Annotated in this window: 23 protein-coding genes; 9 read left to right on the top strand and 14 right to left on the bottom strand. The window is 56.9% G+C overall.

What is annotated here, in order from left to right:
* Positions 1-52: 52 nt before the first annotated feature.
* Entirely contained in the window at positions 53-652 is a 600-nt protein-coding gene (locus ABWV33_RS06305) for a L,D-transpeptidase (RefSeq protein ID WP_113823969.1), read from the bottom strand.
* A gap of 167 nt (positions 653-819) precedes the next feature.
* Between ABWV33_RS06305 and dalA the strand changes: the two genes are divergently transcribed.
* The gene (gene dalA / locus ABWV33_RS06300; RefSeq protein WP_113823968.1) at positions 820-1332 is read left to right on the top strand and encodes a divisome-associated lipoprotein DalA; all 513 of its coding nucleotides are present in this window, start codon (positions 820-822) and stop codon (positions 1330-1332) included.
* Between the two features lie 97 nt (positions 1333-1429).
* On the opposite strand, the gene ABWV33_RS06295 is transcribed toward dalA, so the two are convergent.
* From ABWV33_RS06295 to ABWV33_RS06265, 7 genes are all read right to left on the bottom strand, one after another.
* Complete coding sequence (locus ABWV33_RS06295; protein ID WP_113823967.1) at positions 1430-1894, bottom strand: PTS sugar transporter subunit IIA; 465 nt, start codon at positions 1892-1894, stop codon at positions 1430-1432.
* 65 nt (positions 1895-1959) lie between these two features.
* Positions 1960-2523, bottom strand: a complete 564-nt coding sequence (hpf, locus tag ABWV33_RS06290; RefSeq protein ID WP_121997579.1) for a ribosome hibernation-promoting factor, HPF/YfiA family — start codon at positions 2521-2523, stop codon at positions 1960-1962.
* Positions 2524-2778: 255 nt separating this feature from the next.
* Positions 2779-3537: an LPS export ABC transporter ATP-binding protein gene (gene lptB, locus ABWV33_RS06285; RefSeq protein ID WP_113823965.1), complete on the bottom strand. Its 759-nt coding sequence runs from the start codon at positions 3535-3537 to the stop codon at positions 2779-2781.
* Positions 3537-4028, bottom strand: a complete 492-nt coding sequence (locus ABWV33_RS06280) for an LptA/OstA family protein (RefSeq protein WP_353329499.1) — start codon at positions 4026-4028, stop codon at positions 3537-3539. Before ABWV33_RS06280 ends, lptB begins: the two co-directional genes overlap by 1 nt.
* A 3-nt stretch (positions 4029-4031) precedes the next feature.
* Entirely contained in the window at positions 4032-4631 is a 600-nt protein-coding gene (gene lptC, locus ABWV33_RS06275) for an LPS export ABC transporter periplasmic protein LptC (RefSeq protein ID WP_113823963.1), read from the bottom strand.
* A gap of 16 nt (positions 4632-4647) precedes the next feature.
* Positions 4648-5607 carry a KpsF/GutQ family sugar-phosphate isomerase gene (locus ABWV33_RS06270; RefSeq protein ID WP_353329498.1) on the bottom strand — a complete coding sequence of 320 codons (960 nt, stop codon included), beginning with the start codon at positions 5605-5607 and terminating at the stop codon, positions 4648-4650.
* Positions 5604-6218: a ribonuclease D gene (locus tag ABWV33_RS06265; RefSeq protein ID WP_353329497.1), complete on the bottom strand. Its 615-nt coding sequence runs from the start codon at positions 6216-6218 to the stop codon at positions 5604-5606. Before ABWV33_RS06265 ends, ABWV33_RS06270 begins: the two co-directional genes overlap by 4 nt.
* A gap of 127 nt (positions 6219-6345) precedes the next feature.
* On the opposite strand from ABWV33_RS06265, the gene mtgA reads away from it, so the two are divergent.
* From mtgA to ABWV33_RS06240, 5 genes are all read left to right on the top strand, one after another.
* Positions 6346-7080: a monofunctional biosynthetic peptidoglycan transglycosylase gene (mtgA, locus tag ABWV33_RS06260; RefSeq protein ID WP_121997580.1), complete on the top strand. Its 735-nt coding sequence runs from the start codon at positions 6346-6348 to the stop codon at positions 7078-7080.
* A 60-nt stretch (positions 7081-7140) separates the two neighbouring features.
* A complete protein-coding gene (fzlA, locus tag ABWV33_RS06255; protein ID WP_353329496.1) occupies positions 7141-7806 on the top strand; it encodes an FtsZ-binding protein FzlA in 666 nt (221 codons plus the stop codon).
* Positions 7807-7863: 57 nt separating this feature from the next.
* Positions 7864-8904 (top strand): tRNA epoxyqueuosine(34) reductase QueG, encoded by a 1041-nt coding sequence (queG, locus tag ABWV33_RS06250; RefSeq protein ID WP_353329495.1) that lies wholly within the window; start codon positions 7864-7866, stop codon positions 8902-8904.
* A gap of 93 nt (positions 8905-8997) precedes the next feature.
* The gene (locus tag ABWV33_RS06245; RefSeq protein WP_353329494.1) at positions 8998-11001 is read left to right on the top strand and encodes a hydantoinase/oxoprolinase family protein; all 2004 of its coding nucleotides are present in this window, start codon (positions 8998-9000) and stop codon (positions 10999-11001) included.
* Positions 11002-11095: 94 nt separating this feature from the next.
* Positions 11096-11809 carry a class II aldolase/adducin family protein gene (locus tag ABWV33_RS06240; RefSeq protein ID WP_353329493.1) on the top strand — a complete coding sequence of 238 codons (714 nt, stop codon included), beginning with the start codon at positions 11096-11098 and terminating at the stop codon, positions 11807-11809.
* A 47-nt stretch (positions 11810-11856) separates the two neighbouring features.
* On the opposite strand, the gene msrA is transcribed toward ABWV33_RS06240, so the two are convergent.
* Together msrA and msrB are read right to left on the bottom strand one after the other, a co-directional pair.
* On the bottom strand, positions 11857-12369 hold the full coding sequence (gene msrA, locus ABWV33_RS06235; protein WP_121997585.1) for a peptide-methionine (S)-S-oxide reductase MsrA: 513 nt from the start codon (positions 12367-12369) through the stop codon (positions 11857-11859).
* The gene (gene msrB / locus ABWV33_RS06230; protein ID WP_353329492.1) at positions 12366-12815 is read right to left on the bottom strand and encodes a peptide-methionine (R)-S-oxide reductase MsrB; all 450 of its coding nucleotides are present in this window, start codon (positions 12813-12815) and stop codon (positions 12366-12368) included. Before msrB ends, msrA begins: the two co-directional genes overlap by 4 nt.
* Positions 12816-12955: 140 nt before the next feature.
* Between msrB and ABWV33_RS06225 the strand changes: the two genes are divergently transcribed.
* Complete coding sequence (locus tag ABWV33_RS06225; protein WP_121997586.1) at positions 12956-13477, top strand: glutathione peroxidase; 522 nt, start codon at positions 12956-12958, stop codon at positions 13475-13477.
* Here the strand turns inward: ABWV33_RS06225 and ABWV33_RS06220 are convergent.
* On the bottom strand, positions 13474-14352 hold the full coding sequence (locus ABWV33_RS06220; RefSeq protein ID WP_353329491.1) for a DMT family transporter: 879 nt from the start codon (positions 14350-14352) through the stop codon (positions 13474-13476). The two genes, ABWV33_RS06225 and ABWV33_RS06220, sit on opposite strands and share 4 nt — an antisense overlap.
* 121 nt (positions 14353-14473) lie before the next feature.
* Here ABWV33_RS06220 and ABWV33_RS06215 point away from each other — a divergent pair, with 121 nt between their 5' ends.
* Complete coding sequence (locus ABWV33_RS06215) at positions 14474-15265, top strand: hypothetical protein (RefSeq protein WP_353329490.1); 792 nt, start codon at positions 14474-14476, stop codon at positions 15263-15265.
* A gap of 35 nt (positions 15266-15300) precedes the next feature.
* Positions 15301-16062 (top strand): heparin lyase I family protein, encoded by a 762-nt coding sequence (locus ABWV33_RS06210; RefSeq protein ID WP_113823950.1) that lies wholly within the window; start codon positions 15301-15303, stop codon positions 16060-16062.
* A gap of 69 nt (positions 16063-16131) precedes the next feature.
* Here ABWV33_RS06210 and ABWV33_RS06205 read toward each other — a convergent pair whose 3' ends face one another.
* The 3 genes from ABWV33_RS06205 to ade form a co-directional block, all read right to left on the bottom strand.
* Positions 16132-16419: an HU family DNA-binding protein gene (locus tag ABWV33_RS06205; protein ID WP_113823949.1), complete on the bottom strand. Its 288-nt coding sequence runs from the start codon at positions 16417-16419 to the stop codon at positions 16132-16134.
* A 130-nt stretch (positions 16420-16549) separates the two neighbouring features.
* Complete coding sequence (locus tag ABWV33_RS06200) at positions 16550-18013, bottom strand: AMP nucleosidase (RefSeq protein ID WP_353329489.1); 1464 nt, start codon at positions 18011-18013, stop codon at positions 16550-16552.
* The gene (gene ade / locus ABWV33_RS06195) at positions 18010-19812 is read right to left on the bottom strand and encodes an adenine deaminase (RefSeq protein WP_353329488.1); all 1803 of its coding nucleotides are present in this window, start codon (positions 19810-19812) and stop codon (positions 18010-18012) included. The genes ABWV33_RS06200 and ade overlap by 4 nt, the downstream gene beginning before the upstream one ends.
* Positions 19813-19972: the final 160 nt, after the last annotated feature.

Raw genomic sequence — 19972 nt, 5'->3', positions numbered from 1 at the left:
TGGAATGCAAATGCTAGTTGATCACTTTCGGACTCGCAGCAGTGAAATGTGGTCAAATTAGCAACACTTGTGTGCCAACCTTGGCCATTGAGAACAGTTCGGCAATGTGTTGGTTGTACAAACCGATGCAGCCATTCGAGGATCGACGCCCAATTTTGCGCGTGTCATGGGTGCCGTGAATGCGGTAATATTTCCAACTTAGGTACAAAGCATGGGTGCCCAGCGGGTTGTCCGGACCGGGTGGAATGTGGTCAGGCCATTCAGGATTACGCTTTTTCATCGATGGGGTCGGGGACCAGCCGGGGCCTTCGACTTTGCGGATGACGCTGGTGCGTCCACGGCGAGTTAACTCATCCGTCAGCGGTACCGACGAGGGGTAGAGCTTGTAGACCGATTGATCGTCAGACCAATAGTGCAGCGCCCGCGATGTTGTATCGACCAGAATCGCCCCGTTTCTTGTATTCGAGAAATAGGGCTTCCAGCTCATCGCGCGGAAGCTTGAAGTGTTGCGGCGCACCGGTGCTTCGGGCTCGGGGGCGGGTCGCAAGGGATCGTCAGGGACGAATTGCGCCAGAGCAGGAGTTGCCAGTGTGCTGGCAGCACTGATGAGAAATGCACGCCGTGACGAGGGCAAAGAAAGCTTTTTAACCATTTGGGCAGACCTTTACGCGTTCAATCCAAAATTTTGACCATGATATGGCTAGAATGCCTCAGTCGCAAATCAAACGATGCTTTGGTTGGGCTCTGTTGCGTTTGCGCATTTGCGCCTAGGCGTCAGTCAGGGTATTTGGCTGTGTAACGGATCAATTCAGGTGGCACATGACGCGCATTTTTTCCCTTTTGTTGGCATGTTTTGTCGTAGTGGCAGCGTGTACCCCGTCCAATACCTCGCAGAGTTTGGGCGCGGACGGCAAACCTTTGCCGAAAGTGTACCGGGTTCGGGGGGATTCGTCGAAGCTGCAATTCCGGATGCTTGATTCGGTCAATGCGTTGCGGTCGGCCTCGGGGTTGCCCGCTGTTGAGTTGAACGCGCAATTGAATGCCGCAGCAGCCACGCATGCACGTGATATGTCGAAACAGAACCGGCCGTGGCACTTTGGGTCTGACGGATCATCGCCTTTGGATCGGGCCGCTCGTGCCGGGTACCCGGGACCGCTGATTGGGGAAGCGATTTCTGAAACCTATGAAACTGAGCTGGAAACATTGGCCGCTTGGATGGAAGAGGCTGGATCGCGGTCCGTTATTCTGGACAAAAATGCGATCAATATGGGATTCGCTTGGCATCAGGAAAAGAGCGGCAAGCTGTGGTGGACATTGGAAATGGGGGGTTAACCCCTGTCCAACCACATAACGGAACTGAAAGACGAACTAAAAAAGGCCCCGCTGGGGCCTTTTGTGTGTCTGGGCTGAAGCCTGAAGTTCTTGCCGTTTATGCTGCTTGGACAGCCTGCGGTTCTGTTAGAATCGCATAGAGCGTTCCGGGATTCAGATTGGCCCGCAATTTGGCGCAGACCGCCGGCACCCGCAGGGTCCGCGAAACAAGCGCCAGTGCCTTGAGGTGTTCGACGCCGGCCTCTTCGGGGGCGAACAAAGCAAAAGCGATATCGATCGGTTGGCGGTCGACCGATCCAAAATCAATCGGTTTTTCCAGCATCACAAACACCGCGCTGACCTGTTCCAAGCCAGGCATGCGGGCATGAGGCAGGGCAACACCGTTGCCGACGCCAGTTGGACCGAGGCTTTCACGCTCCATCAAGGCCTCGACTGTGGCTTGGGCATTCATACCCAGGGCGCTGGACGCCAGTTCGCCGATCTCTTGAAAAAGACGCTTTTTACTCGACGCAGCCGAGAAGACCCGGACCGCTTCGGGTTTAAGGATGCTTGAAAGCTCCATACCGTGCTTGCTCCAAAATGATGCCCTCGCAAGATGCGAGGACATACATATCTAAATTCTTGCCTTTACGGGTCGATCCAGCCGATATTTCCGTCTTCTCGACGATACACGACATTCAACCCGTCTTTGCCTTCTTTTCGGAAAACAAGCACCGGTGCGCCGGCCAATTCCATCTGCATCACGGCTTCTCCGACCGAGAGTGAGGGAATCTTGGTTTCCATTTCTGCCACGATCACAGGCTGGAGCGTATCAGGCTCGGCCTCGGAGTGGGATTCGTCAGAGGCGAGGATATACGAGGATGCGCCAAAGAGTTCAACCGGCTCAGATCGATCCTTGTGGTGGTCCTTGAGTCTGCGCTTATATCTGCGCAGCTGTTTTTCCATTTTATCACTGCAACCTTGGAAAGCTGCGTAGATTTCTGTTGCATGGGCCTTGGCTTGCGCTGTCAGGCCGGTCGACAGATGGACGGTGGTTTCGCATACATATTCATGCGCCGAACGGGAAAAGACGATGCTGGCATCGGTCGGGCGTTCCGCATATTTTTTGACGACCTCGCCCAATTCAGTCTGCACGTGAGTTTGCAGGGCTTCACCGATATCAATCTGTTTTCCGCTGATTTGGTAACGCATGTGTTCTCCTTCACAATTCTCATCCGTTTTCACGCCCAATAATTTGGGCGCACCTGTTATTGTCGGATGATGGGATTAGGCAGGTGCCGCGGCTGTATGCGTTCGAACCCTTCAATGAAGGGACGACCGAGGACAGCTTCAGACCGCAGGTTTGCCATACTGCAATTGACGCAAGAGACGGGCAAAGAGTCAATCGTAAGTGGTACAGAAAGTTCGAAAAATTCGCACCCGGTTCAGCGGAATTTGGCTTAAGTATCAGGAAATGCGGAAGTTTTCGCCGAGATACACGCGGCGGACATTTTCGTTGTCGACCACCTCTTCGGGGGTGCCGGACATCAACATCTTGCCGTCATGCAGGATATAGGCGCGATCAACGATTTCGAGGGTTTCGCGCACATTGTGGTCGGTGATCAGTACGCCGATACCGCGCTTTTTCAGGTCGGCAACTAGGTGGCGGATATCGCCAACGCTGATCGGATCAACACCCGCAAAGGGTTCATCCAACAGCAGATATTTGGGATCGGCCGCAAGGCAGCGGGCGATCTCGACACGCCGCCGTTCCCCGCCCGACAGCGCCAGAGCAGGGGCTCGGCGCAGGTGTTCGATGGAGAAATCCGACAGCAGCTCTTCGAGGCGCTCTTTGCGCTTGTGCCCATGTTTGATGGTCACGTCCAACACAGCGGAAATGTTCTCTTCGACGCTGAGGCCACGAAAGATCGACATTTCTTGAGGCAGGTATCCGATCCCAAGGCGGGCGCGGCGATACATGGGCAGGGTGGTGACGTTCTGGCCATCAATGGTGACGGTGCCAGCTTCGGGGAAGACCAGCCCGGCGACAGAATAGAATGTGGTGGTTTTTCCCGACCCGTTTGGGCCCAGCAGGGCGACAACTTCGGAGCGGCCCAGTGTCATTGAAACGTCACGGATGACGGTCTTTTTGCTGTAGGATTTGCGCAGTTTATCAATTCTTAGTCCCGAGGCGCCCTCGGTGACCGTTAGTTTCGGGCTGCTCATCAATTCTTGTCCGAATTCAGGATTGTTTTCACCCGGCCAACCATCTGCGCGGTTCCGGTGATCAGATTCACCGTCATTTTGTTCGAGGTCAGCGCATTTTGGCCCTGCGTGAGCAGCACATTTCCGGTCATCACGATCACACCGCTGTCGATGGTGTAATCGGCGCGTTCGGCTTGGGCGGCATCGGGACCGCTGACCAGCACAACGTCGCCGGTGGCCTCCATCCGTTCAATACCGCTGGCTTCTTGGTTGTAGATCACCAGCACGCGTTTGGCCGACAGGCGCATTTCGCCCTGTCCCACAACGACATTGCCTAGGAATTCAGCAGATCCGTCTTCTTGATTCACATCCAATGTGTCAGCTGTGACTTCGACGGGAAGGGAGGGATCAGCCTTGATTGCGCCAAACGCGACGTTGGCGGATTGTGCCAAAACAGGGGCTGCGCCTAGAGCTAACAGGAGACTGAAAATCAAAACGCGGATGTTTGGCACAGGTTATCTTTCTGATTTTTGCGGTAGGTATACCAGCTTAACCCCATTTTTGAAAAGCATATGGACGGGCCCGTCACCATTTTTTGTAGTGATATCCATGTTACCTGCCGTAAAATCACCGATTATCCCGCTTCCGGCGACCTCTCGCGGGGTTTGGGCGGCGATCCCTCGGAGGGCTGAGTGCAATTCATCGGTAGTTATGCGTAGGCCATCTGTCGACGTTATAAGTACATTTCCAAGAAATTTGGCTTGGTTCTTGTTCATGCGAACCTCGCCAGTGTCTGAGGTCAAAGTAATCACTTTGCCGTCCGCCAGTTTGAGCCAGCCATTCAGGTCAGTCACCACTGCCGGGGCGTCCGTGCCACCAGGGCGCGCGCGGCTGGCGGTCACGGTGATTTCTTCGCCCGCAGGAGTGGTGCTAGAGAAATAGGGTTTGGTGACTTGCTGATCGCGCATCCGGTCGGCAATTTCGTCTTCGGCAAAGGGAATGTCTGCGGTGGGGCCAATGCTGCGGGAAATCAAAAACAAGGTCGACAGCAGGACAAGGGCCGCCAGAGGCAGCAGAACCTTGAGCAATCGCACCATGCGGGAATAGAAATCCAAGCGACCGGGCCCCCTGTTAACCCAGACCGACGCGCAGGCAGTCGTGGATGTGAAGCAAACCCTGCGCCGTGGCCGGACCATTGGGGTCAACCACAAACAGACAGGTGATTTTACGCGCGTTCATCACCGCGACGGCTTCTTCGGCGAGGGCATCGGGGCCGATGGTGGTTGGATCAGCGGTCATGACTTGTTCGGCGTTCAGGTCCAGCAGCCCGTCCATGTTCCGGCGCAAATCCCCATCGGTGATGATGCCCGCAAGGGTGCCATCGGGGCGGGTTACACCGGCGACGCCAAACCCCTTTTGGCTGATTTCGATCAGCGTGTCGCTCATCGGGGCTGTGGTTGGAATGGTAGGCAGGGCAGTGCCTGCGTGCATCAAGTCGCGCACTTTGGACAGACGCGCACCCAGTTTGCCACCGGGGTGGAAGTCGCGAAAGTTTTCCGGGGTAAAGGCGCGGTGTTCCATCAGGGCTACGGCTAAGGCATCGCCAAGCGCCAAGGTCATCGTGGTCGAGGTGGTCGGCACGATGCCGGATCCACATGCCTCTTCGGCGCGGGGCAGAACCAGCGCCACGTCGGATTGTTTCAACAGAGTCGAATCAGGGCGGCTGGCCACACCGATCAGGGGAATGTTGAAGCGGCGGGTATAGGCGACCATATCCGCCAATTCGGGCGTTTCGCCGGAATTGGACAGCACCAGTGCCACGTCGCCTTGGGCCATCATGCCCAAATCGCCATGGCTGGCCTCGGCAGGGTGGACAAAATGTGCCGGGGTGCCGGTCGAGGCAAAGGTGGCGGCCATCTTACGGGCAATGTGGCCGGATTTACCCATGCCAGAAATGATCACCCGCCCGGTTGCGTTCAGTAGGGTTTCAACGGCGCGGTCAAAGCTGTCGTCCAGACCGGCGGCCAATTGGCTAAGCCCGTCCTGTTCCACCGCAATCACGCGGCGGGCGATATCCTGAAAACTGGTCATGAGTGAGCAAAGATGTCCGTATCGGGCCAGCCTGCCAAATCGAGTTTGGCACGGGTGGGGAGAAAGTCAAAACAGGCCTGTGCGATTTCTCTGCGGTCTTCGCGGGCCAGTCGTTTGTTCAGTTCGTGGCGCAGTTTGTGCAGGTGCAACACATCCGATGCGGCATAATCCTGTTGGGCCTTGGTCAGGGTTTTGGCGCCCCAGTCGCTTTGTTGTTGTTGTTTCGAGATGTCGACGCCCAGCAGTTCCTGCGTCAGGTTTCTAAGGCCGTGGCGGTCCGTATAGGTGCGGATCAGGCGGCTGGCGATTTTGGTGCAGTAGACCGGCGCGGTCAGGGCGCCAAAGGCATTATACATGGCGGCAATGTCAAAGCGGCCATAGTGGAACAGTTTCAGCACATCGGGATTTTCCAGCATCGCGCAGAGGTTCGGCGCCTCGGTTTGCCCCTTTGCGACCTGCACAAGGTGCGCGTCACCATCGCCACCGGACATCTGCACCACACACAGGCGGTCGCGGTGTGGGTTTAACCCCATGGTTTCACAGTCAATCGCCACGATGGGGCCAAGATCCACGCCATCGGGGAGGTCATTCTTGTAAAGGTGGTTTGCCACTGGGGTCTGTCCTCTGCGCCGTATGGTGCCTGAGATAGGGGGTTTGGGGGGTAAACTCAACTGTTGCAGGGGATTGCTGCGCAACTGGGTCTTGGAGGGAAGGGGGTGTCTGGACTATAGATTGGCCATGGCAAGAAAAGCAGTGCGAAAAAAGCAGGCCAAAAAGACCAAACCGAGCAAAAAGGCGTTTCGCCCGATGGCTTGGGTTGGGTTTATTGCGTTGCGGGCGACGACGATTTTGATCGTTTTGATCACTGTGACGATTGTGTTGTTTCGATTTGTGAACCCGCCGACGACCTACACTATGTGGTCCGAGGGGCAGCGTTTGGGATCGGTCAAGCAGGATTGGGTGGATTTCGATGAGATTGCCCCGGTGATGGCGCGATCCGTGGTGGCCGCTGAAGATGCCAATTTCTGTTTGCACTGGGGACTGGATGTGAACGCAATCCGGGCGGCTCTGGAAGAGGGCAGCCGGCGCGGGGCGTCGACCTTGTCGCAGCAAGTCGCCAAGAATGTGTTCCTGTGGCAAAATCGCAGTTGGATCCGTAAGGCGTTGGAAACAGGGCTGACGTTGGGCATTGAAACCATGTGGTCCAAGCAGCGCATTCTAGAAGTGTATCTGAACGTGGCCGAGATGGACGAAGGTGTTTTCGGCGTTCAGGCGGCGGCGCAGCACTATTTCGGTGTCAGTGCCGATAAATTGACAGCAGTGCAATCGGCGCGGTTGGCGGCGGTCTTGCCTTCTCCAAAATCCCGATCTGCGGCAAAACCCACTGCCAAACTGCGCAAAAGGTCGGCTTCGATCTTGGATGGGGCGGCTACCATCCGCGCAGATGGTCGGGCAAAGTGTTTCGAGGATTGAATATCTGGCCCGAGCAAGGCATTGCTGAAACATCAACTTTAAAAGAGTAAACGGATTCCCATGGCTCGCCTGTTTCATGTCCCCCTGTCCCCCTTCTGTCGCAAGGTTCGGCTGTCGCTCGCCGAAAAGAAGATCGAGGTCGAGTTGGTCGAGGAACGGTATTGGGAAGCGAGCAGTGATTTCTTGCGGCGTAACCCGGCGGCCAAGGTGCCGGTGATCAAGTTGGACGGGAAGATGTTGGCCGAAAGCGCGGCGATCTGTGAATACATCGAAGAAACCCGTCCAGAACCAAGTTTGATGCCGAAGGACCCAGAAGCGCGCTATGAAGTGCGCCGTCTGGTCAGCTGGTTTGATGACAAGTTCCACCACGAGGTGACATCGAAGCTGTTGTATGAGCGGGTCAACAAAAAGGTCACAGGCGCCGGATACCCGGACAGTCGCAACGTCAAAGACGGGGCCAAGGCGATCAAGTATCATCTGGATTACATGGCGTGGTTGCTGGATCACCGTCGGTGGTTGGCTGGCGATACCATGACGCTGGCTGATTTTGCGGCGGCTGCGCATCTGTCGTCGTTGGACTATATCTCGGACGTGGATTGGAATCGCAGCGCAGCGGTCAAGGATTGGTACGCCAAGATCAAATCCCGCCCCGCTTTCCGTGCCATTTTGGCGGATCAGATTCCCGGTTTCCGTCCGCCTGCGCATTACGCTGATCTGGATTTCTGATATCAAATGGGGGTAGGGGCTGTTTGCCGTGAGTCCCCCTGAGGATATTGAAGTCTGATGAACACCGACGCCCCCCTGAAACAACGTATCGTCGAACAGGCGCTGGCTGAGGGATTCGTGTCCTGTCGGGTCTGTCGCCCGTGGGACGTGCCGCAGGTGCCGGCGCGGTTGGATGCTTTTGTTGAGGCCGGGTATCACGGGCAGATGGGCTGGATGGCCGAACGGATGCATTGGCGTGGCAACCCGGCGGCCCTGTGGCCCGAGGCGCGGTCGGTGATCATGTTGGCAGAAAGCTATGCGCCTGAGCATGATCCGCGCGCAGTTCTGGAGCAGCAGGACCGGGGTGCGATTTCGGTTTATGCGCAGAACAAAGATTACCATGATTTGGTGAAAAAGCGGCTCAAGCGATTGGCGCGCTGGTTGATTGCCGAGGGCGGTGGCGAGGTAAAGGTGTTTGTCGATACAGCACCCGTGCCGGAAAAGGCACTGGGTCAGGCGGCGGGACTTGGCTGGCAAGGTAAACACACCAATCTGGTGAGCCGGGATTGGGGCAATTGGGCCTTTATAGGGTCTGTTTTTACCACGCTAGAGCTGCCCCAGGATGCGGCGGAGCCGGATCGTTGTGGGTCGTGCCGGTCCTGTCTGGACAGCTGCCCGACGGATGCTTTTCCAGCGCCTTATCAATTGGATGCACGGCGCTGCATTTCCTATCTGACGATTGAACACAAAGGCCCGATTGAGGCCGAACTGCGCGGCAAGTTAGGAAACCGGATTTACGGCTGTGACGATTGTCTGGCGGCCTGTCCGTGGAACAAATTCGCGGTTGCAGCCAGCGATATGCGCTATGCGGCACGTGATGAGTTGAAGGCACCGAAATTGGCCGAATTGGCGGTGTTGGATGATGCTGCGTTCCGGGCGTTTTTCTCAGGTTCGCCGATCAAGCGGATTGGGCGGGATCGATTTGTGCGCAATGTTTTGTATGCCATTGGCAATTCGGCGGATGCGGCATTGGTGCCCGTCGCGCAGGGATTGGCCGAGGACCCAGATCCGGCGGTTTCAGACGCGGCGCGCTGGGCGGTTGAGCGGCTGCGCGATTAATTTGGGGATGGCGGCGAATAAGTGACGCAAACAGACGGGACGTGTCTGTTTTAGCCACTACATCCTTACCGAGCGAACAGAAGGAGAGCACCAATGGCGCTGGCGTTGGGGGTTGATACAGGCGGAACATATACGGATGCGGTTCTGATCCGGGACGAGCGGGATGTGATTGCATCGGCCAAGTCACTGACCACACGTGCGGATCTGGCGATTGGCGTGGGCAATGCGATTTCGGCAGTATTGGCGCAGGCCAATGTGGCGGCGGCTGATGTGACATTGGCGTCTTTGTCGACAACGCTGGCAACGAATGCCTTGGTCGAAGGGCAGGGCGGACGTGTTGCGTTGGTCTATATCGGGTTCAAGGCGCGGGATCTGGAAAAGCACGGGCTTGCCGATGCCTTGAAGGGTGATCTGGCCTTGGTGATTGACGGAGGTCACAGCCATGCGGGCAATCAGGCGATGCCGTTGGATATCGCGGCTTTGGAAGAATTCTTAGGCTCTAACACGGGGATATCCGGCTTTGCTGTGGCCTCGCAGTTTGCCACGCGGAACCCTGCGCATGAGCTTGAAGCGGCGCGGATCATCACCGAACGGACCGGCGCGCCGGTGACGTGCTCTCATCAATTGTCGGCGAAATTGAACGGCCCCAAGCGGGCGGTGACCGCGGTGTTGAACGCGCGTTTGATCGGCATGATCGACCGGTTGATTGGACGCGCGCAGGATACGCTGCGCGATTTGGGTGTCACCGCGCCGATGATGGTGGTGCGGGGTGATGGCGCGTTGATGAGCGCCGAGCAAGCGCGCGCGCGGCCAATCGAAACCATTCTGAGCGGCCCGGCGGCGTCGATTGTTGGGGCCAGTTGGCTGACCAATGTCGAAAACGCCTTGGTTTCGGATATTGGCGGGACGACCACGGATGTGGCGTTGATCAAAGACGGCAAACCGGCGATTGACCCGGCGGGCGCGCGGGTAGGCGGGTTTCGGACCATGGTCGAAGCTGTTGCGATGCGCACCAGCGGATTGGGCGGGGACAGCCATGTACATGTGGTGACCGAAGGTTTGGCGGGTGGCGTTTTTCTTGGGCCGCGCCGTGTTCTGCCGGTGTCGCTGATCGCAGCAGAAGCAGGCGATGTGGTCCACGATGTGCTGGACGCGCAATTGCGATCTGCCACGCCGGGGGAACACGACGCCCGGTTCGCCCGGATTGTGCCGGGTATCCCGTCAGATGGGATCGGAGCCCGCGAGGCCGTGTTGTTGGAGCGCTTGGGCGATCAGGTGTTGCCTTTGGATCAGGTCTTGCGCACGCGGATGGAACACAGCGCGCTGAGCCGGTTGGTGGACAGGGGCATTGTGCAGGTGTCTGGTGTGACCCCGTCGGATGCGAGCCACGTGTTGGGCCGGTTGGATGCCTGGGACAGTGCTGCGGCGCATAAAGCGATGGAGCTGTTTGCGCGCAAGCGGGTTGGGTCGGGGGATCGGTTGTCACCCACGCCTGAAGCCTTGGCGCAGATGATTGTGGATCAGTTGACGAAACAGACCGCTTTGACCTTGTTAGAGACTGCTTTTGACGAAGAAGCCGAAGATTTCGGCATCCCGCCAGAGCAACTTGCGCGTCATGTTTTGATGCAAAAGGGGCTGTCGGGTCATCGCGGTTTGTTGGCACTGGACGCGGCATTGAATGTGGATGTTGTGGGCTTGGGGGCCTCGGCGCCCAGTTATTACCCAGCAGTAGGGACAGAATTGCGGTGCAATATGATCTTGCCCGAACATGCGGGCGTGGCCAACGCTGTGGGCGCTGTGGTCGGGCGCGTCACCTTTCGGCGCAGTGGCACGGTGACCTCGCCATCCGAGGGGATGTATCGCGTGCATCTGGAGGCTGGACCGCAGGATTTCGGGGATTCAGAGTCCGCTTTGGCCTTGTTAGAGACTGTTTTGCGCCAAGAAGCTGAACACGAAGCCAAGGCTGCCGGGGCCGAGGATATCCAGATTTTGGTCGACCATGACATTCGAACCGCGCGGATTGAGGCACGGGATGTTTTCGTCGAAGGCATGTTGACAGTCGAAGCCAGTGGACGCCCGCGCGTCGCTTTGGGGTAGCGTGTGACGTCCACATGCGACAGAGCTGGCGGTTTCTGAACAGGTTGGCCCGCATTTCGGGGTATCTTGAGTGCGGACCAAGATGAGGACGGACATGCGACATCAGCAAGAGAGACTGGATCTGGCGGCGAGTTTGAGGCTGGCCGCTCGCAACGGATGGCAACGGGGTGTGGACAACCATTTTTCAGTCGCGGTGGATGATGACCATTTTCTGGTCAACGCGCGGGGCTTGCATTGGTCTGAGATCACCGCATCGAATCTGTTGTTGGCCAATCACGACGGCACTGTGGTTGAAGGTGACGGAGAGATTGAGGCGTCGGCGTTTTACATCCATTCGCATATTCACCGTGCTGTGCCTCAGGCCCGTTGCGTTTTGCATGCGCATCCGACCTATTCAACGGCGCTTGGCTGTATTGAAGGGGGGCGGTTGGAGAATTGCCATCAAGACGCGCTGCGGTTTATGGGGCGGGTCGCGTATGACGGGGATTTCAGCGGTTCGGCCTTTGATGACGGCGAAGGAGGGCGGATCGCCGCGACCATCGGGACCGGCAATGTTGTGGTGATGGCCCATCATGGGGTCACGGTTGTGGGGGAGACTGTGGCGCGCGCGTATGACGATTTCTACAACTTTGAAGTGGCGTGCGAATATCAGCTGACTGCTATGGCCTCGGGTCGTCCGCTTGCCATTTTACCGGATGATGTCGCCAAAAAGCTGGCGGCGAATATGTGGGATGACCGGCAGATCGAGTTTCATTTTGCAGCGATGAAACGTCTTTTGGATCGGGATGAGCCAGAGTACGCCCAATAGCCCGAAACGAAAAACGCCCCACCGAACCGGAGGGGCGTTGATTTTGGTTATTCTGCGGCTTCTGAGCGCTTTGGCAGCACCCAACCGGGGCGGGCAAAGTGGCAGGTGTAGCCGTTGGGCAGCCGTTGCAGATAATCCTGATGCTCGGGTTCGGCATCCCAGAATTCGCTGACCGGTTCGAGCTCGGTGACGACAGTGCCCGGCCAAATGCCGCTGGCGTTGACGTCCGCGATGGTATCCAGCGCCACAGCTTTCTGTTCCTCATCCACAAAATAGATCGCCGAGCGATAGCTGAGGCCGATGTCGTTGCCCTGGCGGTTGGCGGTGGTGGGGTCGTGGATTTGAAAGAAGAACTCTAACAGTTTGCGATAGCTGGTTTTCGCTGGATCAAAGTGGATCTCGATCCCTTCGGCGTGGGTGCCGTGGTTGCGATAAGTAGCGTTTGGAACGTCCCCGCCGGTATAGCCAACACGGGTTTGGGTGACGCCGGGCAGTTTGCGGATCAAGTCCTGCATGCCCCAGAAGCAGCCCCCGGCAAGTACGGCGCGTTCGGTGCTCATGCGATATCCTCCACTTGGTTGATGTAATCTGCGTAGCCTTCGGATTCCATATCGTCGCGATGGACAAAGCGGAGCGAGGCTGAGTTGATGCAATAGCGCAATCCACCCCGATCCAGCGGCCCGTCGGGGAACACATGCCCCAGATGGCTATCACCATGGGTCGATCGGACTTCGGTGCGGATCATGCCCAAAGTCTGGTCTTGGATTTCCAGTACGTGGGCGGGTTCGATGGCTTTGGTAAAACTGGGCCAACCACAGCCGGATTCGTATTTGTCAGCCGAGGCGAACAGCGGTTCGCCTGACACGATATCCACATAGATGCCGGGTTCTTTGTTGTTCAACAGTTTGCCGGTACCGGGACGTTCGGTGCCGCTGTTTTGGGTGACATAGAACTCTTCGCGCGAGAGGGCGGCGATGGCCTGCGGGTCTTTGGTGTATTGGGTCATGCATCCTCCGGAATAGTGTGATGAGGCAGTAAATGGGTCTGAGCCCGTGAAAGAAAAGGTATGTTTCATCGAGATCGCGGCAACGTGCAAGTGATCCAGCGCTCTTTTCACCGCGTATATAACCTTAGGAGGGCTTACAGATGTTTCGGATTTTTTTGCTAACCATTTTGCTTTTGCTGGGCGCCGTCGCCCAAGCCACCCCTGTTAAAGGGACGTTTAACTCAATTGATGGGGGGACTCTGTCGGTCGAAGCGTGGCGCGGAAACCCCGTTTTGGTTGTGAATACTGCCTCGCAATGTGCGTTCACAGGTCAGTATGCGGCGCTTCAGACGGTCTACGATCGCTACAAGGATCGTGGGTTAGTGGTGCTTGCGGTGCCATCGGATGATTTCAATCAGGAACTGGCCAGCGCGGACGAAATAAAAGATTTCTGTTCGCTGAACTATGATTTGGATTTGCCCATGGCAGATATCACTTCGGTTCGCGGTTCAGCGGCTCATCCTTTTTATCGCGCGGTGCAATCCGAAACAGGATTTGTACCAAGCTGGAATTTCAACAAGGTTCTGATCGGGCCGGATGGGACTGTGGTCAAAACCTATAGATCAAGCACGCGCCCAGATTCGGCAAAACTCATCCAACAGATCGAAGCAATGTTGCGTTAAGTTGATTTTGGTGCGGGTTGTCGGGACAATTGGACAGCCAATATCCCGACTGTCGTGACAAGAACACCGATGCCATCCAAAACCCCAAGGCTTTCGCCCAATAAAGCGGCAGCCACGCCAACGCCAAACACCGGGTTGAGAAAGTGGAATGTGGCGGCGCGGATGGGGCCGATGCGATCCAGCAGCAGAAACCAGATAAGGGTGGCGGCCAGTCCGGGCACCAGCGTCGTATATGCAAAAGCCAACAGGAACGGCATGGTAGGGTTGATGTGAATGGTTTCAAATACAGGCGCGGCGATAAACAGAATGCCGGAGCCGACCAGCATTTGCAGCCCGACGATCATCATGAAGTTCCCGCCCGATGTGGCCCCGCGCACTGCGAGTGTCGCAAAGGCCAGCGCCAGAGCACCCAGCCCGCATAAGGCAATGCCAAAAAGGTCGATGCCTTGGGAAATGCGCGCGCCCATGATGATGGCCACGCCCAGCATACCAGCAAACAAGCCCAGCACGCCCAAGGGTTTCAGTTTCTCACCCAGGAACAGCCAACTGGCTAGGGCCACGAGCAGGGGCATGGTTGAGGCGATGATGGCCGCGACCGAGGCCTCGACCGTTTGCATGGCGTAGAAATTCAGACCCAGATAGAGGGCGTTCTGGCAGACACCAAACAGAACGGTGGCGAACAGTTGCGGGCGAGTCAGACGCCAGCTTTGCCCCATGAGACGGGCGATGGCCACGCCTAACAAACCCGAGATTAAAAACCGTAAAGCCAAGGAAAACAAAGGAGAGGCATCTGCAACGATGATCCGCGCTGAACTAAACGCCGAAGACCACATGAGGGCAAAGGTCAACCCCATGATAATGGCACGGATATCCATGATGTGTCCCTTTCAACAGATCGGCGGACAGTTCCGTATTTCCCCAAGGCGTGCAAGGGTGGAAACGAAGGCTAAAGTCACGATTTTGAGTTTTCAATTTTTGCAGACAAAGGATTTGAGAATGACGGACTTTATCGGGACTGAAAACTCGGTATCCGTTCAAAGGCGGTTGCAAGATCGGCAGCCCATGATTGCCCAAACTCCGGGTTTAGTGAACGGTGGACGGGTGCTGCATTGTCTGGATCCGGATGCGGTCGGGTGGAACGTGGTGCACCAACTGGCAAGCGAAGATAAGTTGATTGGGTTTCCGGTGATAGATCACGACTTGGCGCTTAGTTTGATCCACGACAAGCTTGGGCCGCATTGGAAAACGCCGGTATGGCATGCCCTGTTAGGAAGCAAAGAGCAGGTGTTGGCGGCCTGTAGCATGGTGATCGAAAGCGTCCCCTTGGCCACAGGATGGAGCGTTGTGCATCATAGCTGTCCGAATGCGGCGCAGCTTGAACAGGTGCAGGCGTTGAATGCCGAGACTGGGGTCGCGCCCTATCCTGCGTATTATATGCGGTCCGAGGCGGTGCCGGTGCTGACGACTTGTGTCTATGATGGAGCTGGAGATTTGATTGCGACGGCTTCGGTCGCAGATCGGTATCATCGCGACAGCCGATTGGGGGGGCATATGTTTGCGGGCATGGTGTCGGTAAGCGAAACCAAGCGTGGCCGGGGCTTGGGTAAGCTGGTGAATGCGTTGGTGTTGGTCGAAAGTCAGGTGCAATTTGGCTGGACGGTCGCAACCGAGCAGGTCGCGGCGGACAATGTCGCATCGCGTGCGATGATCATGGCATGCGGGTTGACCCATGACGCAGGGTTGGTTTCAGTGGCGGCGATGAATTCAGACGAGACGTTTTCGCGGTGATGGAAATTGTAGAGCGTTAGAAGGAATTGAATGTGATGTTTAAGCAGATTTTGAATCAGCGTTGGCTTTTGATGTCTCTCTTGCTTGCCATGCAAATGGCTTTGATGAGCACGCCTTTGATTGCAGATGTCTATTACCGGTTGGATTTTGACTCGGCTAAGATCACATCCAAAGGAGTCAGTGAGAAAGGTCGTGAGTACCGGTTCCGAAAGGAGGGCGGCGGTATGCCCGGGCGGATCATAAAAGATCAACGCAACGGGTCCGCTGTGCTTGAATTGCGAAGCAAGCCCACCCCCTCTGGCCACAGTAAAGATCGAGCAGAATTGCAGATCTATTCCGGGATAACGTTCAACCGGGATTGGTTTTATGGGTTCGAAGTATTTTTGCCCACAGGGGTGAAAATGGATGAAACGTGGCAATTGCTGCTTCAGTGTCATCAGAATGGGACACAGAAATCTCCACCGATCTCACTCAACCTGGACGCAGGCGGTAACTTAGTTCTGATCTCACGTCGCGATGCGGACACATATAACCCATTGTGGACCGGACCGATGCCAAAGGGCCGTTGGGTGCCAGTTGTATTGGGATTTCGGATGGGTGAACAAGGGCGTGCCCGACTGTGGGTCGACGCCAAATCGGTTTATGATCGCAGAGTTCCTTTGGGGTGGTCGCAAGGGGACCGGAAATGTAATTTGAAAACCGGGATATATCGTGGGGAATCTGATCAGGCGTTTCAGGTCCGTTTGGATAAGCTTGCGTTGGGAGACACCTATCGTGAGGTCGCCCCTAAGAAGTAGGGCTGCACTCGCGCACAAAAAAGGGTCGCCCGATGGCGACCCTTTTCCGTAACTGTCGAAAGAAATCGATCAGCCGTTCACGCTGTCTTTGAGCGCTTTGGCAATGGTCATTTTCACGACCTTGTCGGCTTCTTTCTGGAACTGTTCACCGGTGGCAGGGTTGCGCACCATACGCTCAGGACGCTCGCGGCAATAGATCTTGCCAACGCCGGGTAGGGTTACGGCACCACCAGCAGACACTTCGCGAGTGATCAAAGCTGTGATTGCATCGAGCGCTGTGCCCGCTGCTTTTTTGTCAGTGCCCATATCCTCGGCCAGTGCAGCCACGAGCTGAGTTTTGGTCATAGGTTTTGCCATTTCTTGGTCTCCTTAACGTGCCCGATGACTTGGGCCTCATGGCGTAACACTAACGGGATGTTGTGGGTGAACACAACGAATAGTAGCGTCGAAAACCTGCAAAATATGAGGTTTTCGGCGATTTTTGGCCTTAGAGGAAGGCAGTTTCGTCGAAAGAACGCAATTTCCGGCTGTGTATGCGCTCTAAAGGCATCCCTCGCAGGGCCTCCATCGCGCGAATTCCGATGTTCAAATGGCGGTTAACTTGGGTTGTATAGAACTCGGATGCCATACCAGGAAGCTTTAATTCACCGTGCAGCGGCTTGTCCGAGACGCACAATAACGTGCCATAAGGGACCCGGAACCGGAACCCGTTGGCCGCGATTGTGGCGCTTTCCATGTCCAGAGCCACGGCGCGGGATTGGCTGAGCCGTTGGACGGGGCCGGATTGGTCGCGCAGTTCCCAGTTGCGATTGTCGATGGTGGCGACGGTGCCGGTGCGCATTACCCGCTTCAGGTCATATCCGCGCAGCTCGGTCACCTCGGCGACGGCCTGTTCCAATGCGATCTGGATTTCCGCCAAAGCGGGGATTGGCACCCAGACGGGCAGGTCGTCATCCAAAACGTGATCTTCGCGCAGGTAGGCGTGGGCCAGAACAAAATCGCCCAGCGCTTGCGTGTTTCTCAGACCGGCGCAATGCCCGACCATCAGCCATGCATGCGGGCGCAGAACGGCGATGTGATCGGTGGCGGTTTTGGCGTTGGAGGGACCAACGCCAATGTTGACCAGTGTGATGCCTGAGCCATCGCGCCGCTTGAGGTGATAGGTCGGCATTTGCGGCAGTTTCGCCGGGGTCTCCAGTGGTGCTTCGGGAGTCGTGATTTCCATATTCCCAGTGCTGACAAAACTGGTGTAGCCGCTGTCAGGGTCGCCCAGTTGCGCGCGGGCGTAGGCTTCGAATTCAGAGACGTAGAACTGATAGTTGGTGAATAGCACGTGATTTTGGAAATGTTCGGCATCGGTGGCGGTATAATGTGATAACCGCGCCAGCGAATAATCAATGCGCTGGGCGGTGAACAGGGCCAGCGGGCCGGTGCCGTTTTCCGGGACATGGGTGCCATTGACGATATCGTCGTTTGTTGTGGACAGGTCCGGCACATCAAACATGTCACGCAGGGTGAACCCGGCGGCGCCCTCTTGTGGGACGGTGATGTTAGGGTTGGCGGCCACGGCGAAATGCACCGGGATCGGGGTGGTTGAAGCGCCAATGGTGACGGGTTGTCCGTGGTTCTGGATCAGCAACGCGATTTGCTGGGTCAGGTAGGCACGAAACAGGTCAGGGCGGGTGATCGTTGTGGCGTGAGTGCCGGGGTTCGCCACATGGCCAAAGCTGAGCCGCGTGTCGATCTGGGTGTAGCTGGTCGTGGTGATCCGGATTTCAGGGTAATAGGCGCGAAAGAATGCATCTGCCGGGCCGGTGGCCAGCACATCGCTGAAACTTTCACACAGGAATGTAGTGGCCTGTGTGTACAGCTCTTCCAGCCGGGCAACGGCTGCAAGGGGATCGGTGAATTCTGTTGGAGCCGGGGTATTCGGGGTCTTCAGGGTGCTCATTCAGCGGGCTCCAGCAGGTCGATCATTTCAAAGGTACGCACATCTACCAAACCTTTGTCCGAGATGCGCAGCTCGGGGATGACAACAAGGGCCAGTAGGGAATGTTGCATATAGGCGTTGTTGAGTGAACAGCCACAGGCCTGCATCGCGGCGACCAGTGTGTCGGCTTTGGCGGCGACTTCGGTGGCGGGGTTGTCGGACATCAGGCCTGCGATGGGCAGTTCGACCAATGCCAGTTCTTTGCCATCCTTGAACAGGGTGACGCCGCCGCCGACTTCGGCGAGGCGGTTGGCGGCCAATGCCATCTGGTCCCGGTCGGTTCCGACAACAATCATATGGTGGCTGTCATGGGCAACGGTTGAAGCCATCGCCATGGTGCCGGTATAGCCAAAGCCCGAGACAAAGGCGTTTGTGACTCCACCGGTGGCGCGGTGGCGTTCCACCAGCGCGATCTGGCAGGTTTCGCCATCCCCCTCGACCAAGCCATCTTGAACCGGGAGGTCCGCTTTTAGCGCTTTGGTCGGGGCTTGGTTTTCCACCATGCCGATGACATTGGCGCGCACGGAATTTGCCCCGTCAGGCGCGTGGATTTCAAAATCGGAGCCGGTCAGCGTGTGACCCAGATGGACGGTGCCGCGTGCGTGGTCGGGCCAGTCGAAATGCGGACAATCCACTTTGATAGAGCCGTTTTCAGCCACGATTTGGCCCCGCGCGATGACGAGTTCGATTGGCAGGTCAGTCAGGTTCGAGCTGAGGATAATGTCGGCCCGACGCCCCGGCGTGATCGACCCGATGTCGCGTTCCAAACCGAAATGCGTCGCGGTGTTGATGGTGGCCATTTGCAGCGCGATCAGCGGATCGCATCCGCACGCAATGGCGTGACGCACAACCCGGTTCATGTGGCCGTCATTGACCAAGGTGCCGGAGTGGCAGTCATCCGTGCACAGGATCATGTTGCGTGGATCCAGACCTTTTTCGGTGATGGCTGTGATCTGTGTTTCCACATCATACCAAGCCGATCCAAGCCGGATCATCGACCGCATACCCTGACGCATCCGGGCTATGGCGTCGGCTTCGCAGGTGCCTTCGTGGTCATCCGCCGGTCCACCAGCAATATAGGCGGCAAAGTTGGGGCCCAGATCGGGCGAGGCATAGTGCCCGCCGACGGTTTTGCCGGCGCGTTGGGTGGCAGCGATTTCCGCCAACATCTTGGGGTCGGCATTGGTCACGCCGGGGAAATTCATCATCTCGCCCAAACCGATGATACCGGGCCATGTCATTGCCTCGGCAACGTCATTGGGGGTGATTTCGTATCCGGTTGTCTCCAACCCCGGCGCCGAGGGCGCGCAGGACGGCATTTGGGTGAAGATATTGACGGGTTGCAACAGTGCTTCGTCATGCATCATGCGCACCCCGTCGAGGCCCAGAACATTGGCGATCTCGTGCGGGTCGGTGAACATCGAAGTGGTGCCATGGGGGATAACGGCACGGGCAAACTCGGCCGGGGTCAGCATGCCCGATTCAATATGCATGTGCGCATCGCACAGGCCGGGCAGCATATAGCGGCCATTGGCCTCGATGATTTGCGTGTCAGGTCCAATGCAGTGGCTGGCGTCAGGTCCTACATAGGCGATGCGACCTGCAACAACGGCAATGGAATGATCGGGCAGCGTTTCACGGGTGTGCACGTTTACCCATATGCCGCTTTGGATGACAGTATCTGCAGGCGCACGGCCTGCTGCTACGGCGATCAATTCGGGGGCGACGTCGGGCCAGCTTGGGAAAGGTACATGTTCCATGTCACAACTTTCCCGAATGTTGCGGCGGGTGCAACCCCCCGTGTTGCGGTATCATAAAATGGTCATATTGGGGTCGGGTTCTGGATCGCAGGGAAAGAGGACGGAATGTCTTGATGTGGTCGAGTGGACAGGGGCAGACTGTTGAGAGGTAAGCGAGCGG

The organism is Phaeobacter sp. NW0010-22, assembly GCF_040365955.1.
Classification (GTDB): Bacteria; Pseudomonadota; Alphaproteobacteria; order Rhodobacterales; family Rhodobacteraceae; genus OMPR01.
The sequence above is the reverse complement of the archived record's forward strand: the minus strand, read 5'-3'. Positions and strand labels throughout refer to the sequence as shown.